Annotated in this window: 1 protein-coding gene and 1 pseudogene; both read left to right on the top strand. The window is 41.4% G+C overall.

Annotated elements, in window-relative coordinates; all coding sequences use genetic code 11:
* Positions 1–507: 507 nt before the first annotated feature.
* Complete coding sequence (locus QZ359_RS07405; protein ID WP_293965085.1) at positions 508–1,968, top strand: aminotransferase class I/II-fold pyridoxal phosphate-dependent enzyme; 1,461 nt, start codon at positions 508–510, stop codon at positions 1,966–1,968.
* A pseudogene (locus QZ359_RS07400) lies at positions 1,969–2,288 on the top strand (spermidine synthase); the annotation flags it as partial.

Below are 2,288 nucleotides of genomic sequence, written 5' to 3'. Positions count from 1 at the left end.
GTTTACAAAAGAATAATTAGTATCAAATCAAATAAAATCCAAATATTTTGCGAACTTTTTTATATTTTTTTCGTAAAAAGCTTTACAAGTTCTTGGAAACATGATATAGTAATGGAGCTTAGAAAATGAGATGATGTTTTCTAGCAAATATAAACCCGAGTAAAAAATGCCTACGGACAGGCAGGGTTGAATGCCGAAGCGTGGTTGAAAAACCACATTATTGATAGGGTTAAAAGCCTACTTTTATAAGTTGATGTTAGGACGTTTGTCCTAATTCATAAATTTTTAGTGTGGTGAAAGCACACGTCATCTTGTGAAACGATCAATAAAGTACGTAATATTTGCTACTAGAGAGTTAGGAAACATCGGGAACAGACATACTCAACAGAAACAAACATAAAAACGTCAGAAGATTGCAGAGCAGGTGAAATCCTGCTCTTTTTTCATGAGTCAACCTTTAGTTCCTTAGTTTTCATAAGGTCCTAAAAATATTGAAAGGAGTATGTCTTGAAAGAGTTAGATCAAAACCAAGCCCCAATTTATGAGGCCTTGGTGAAGTTACGCAAGAAAAGGATTGTTCCCTTTGATGTTCCAGGTCACAAGCGTGGACGAGGAAATCCAGAACTTGTCGAACTCTTAGGAGAAAAATGTGTAGGTATTGATGTTAATTCGATGAAACCCTTGGATAATTTAGGCCATCCCATTTCGATTATTCGGGATGCAGAGGAGCTGGCATCTGATGCTTTTGGAGCAGCCCATGCCTTTCTCATGATTGGGGGAACAACTTCATCGGTACAAACTATGATTCTGTCAACCTGCAAGGCTGGAGATAAGATTATTCTGCCACGTAATGTCCACAAATCTGCTATCAATGCGCTGGTTCTATGTGGTGCCATTCCCATCTATATCGAGATGAGTGTAGATCCTAAGATTGGTATCGCTTTAGGTCTTGAAAATGACCGAGTAGCCCAGGCCATAAAGGACCATCCAGATGCCAAGGCCATTTTGATTAACAATCCTACTTACTACGGAATCTGTTCAGACCTAAAGGGATTGACAAAAATGGCTCATGAAGCTGGCATGATGGTTTTAGTAGATGAAGCCCACGGAGCACACTTACATTTTACTGATAAACTTCCAATTTCTGCTATGGATGCAGGCGCTGATATGGCAGCAGTTTCCATGCATAAGTCTGGTGGGAGTTTGACCCAAAGCTCCATTTTACTTATCGGGGAGCAGATGAATCCTGAGTACGTTCGTCAGATTATCAATCTTACCCAGTCAACATCCGCCTCTTACTTGTTGATGGCTAGTTTAGATATTTCACGTCGCAACTTGGCCCTTCGTGGTAAAGAGTCGTTTGAGAAGGTCATTGAGCTATCCGAGTATGCCCGCCGTGAAATCAATGCCATCGGTGGCTACTATGCCTATTCAAAAGAGTTAATAGACGGTGTTTCGGTTTGCGATTTTGACGTGACCAAGCTGTCAGTTTACACTCAGGGTATTGGCTTAACAGGTATCGAGGTTTATGACCTCTTACGAGACGAATACGACATTCAGATTGAGTTTGGTGATATTGGCAATATCTTGGCCTATATTTCGATTGGTGACCGTATCCAAGACATCGAGCGCTTGGTCGGTGCTTTAGCTGATATCAAGAGACTATACTCACGAGATGGGAAGGACTTGATAGCAGGAGAATATATTCAGCCCGAGTTAGTGCTGTCTCCACAAGAAGCCTTCTATTCAGAAAGAAAAAGTTTAACCTTGGATGAGTCTATTGGACAAGTTTGTGGAGAATTTGTCATGTGCTATCCTCCAGGAATTCCTATCTTGGCTCCTGGAGAACGCATTACACGAGAAATTGTCGATTATATCCAATTTGCCAAGGAACGTGGTTGTTCCCTCCAAGGGACGGAAGATCCTGAGGTCAATCACATCAACGTCATTAAGAGAAAGGAGAACTAGATGGATTTATGGTTTTCTGAAGTTCATACTCCAGATGTCAAATTGTCCCTGAGAACAGCCAAGCAACTCTACGCTGGAAAAAGTGAATGGCAGGATATCGAAGTCTTGGATACGCCAGCTTTTGGGAAAATACTGATTTTAAATGGTCATGTCTTGTTCTCAGATGCGGATGATTTTGTCTACAACGAAATGACGGTCCACGTTCCCATGGCTGTCCACCCAAATCCAAAGAAAGTCTTGGTTATTGGGGGTGGTGACGGCGGTGTTGCTCAAGTATTAACCCTCTATCCTGAACTGGAGCAAATCGATATTGTAGAACC

This window comes from Streptococcus sp. (assembly GCF_019414905.1).
Taxonomy (GTDB): Bacteria; Bacillota; Bacilli; order Lactobacillales; family Streptococcaceae; genus Streptococcus.
This window is presented reverse-complemented; position numbering and strand designations above follow the sequence as displayed.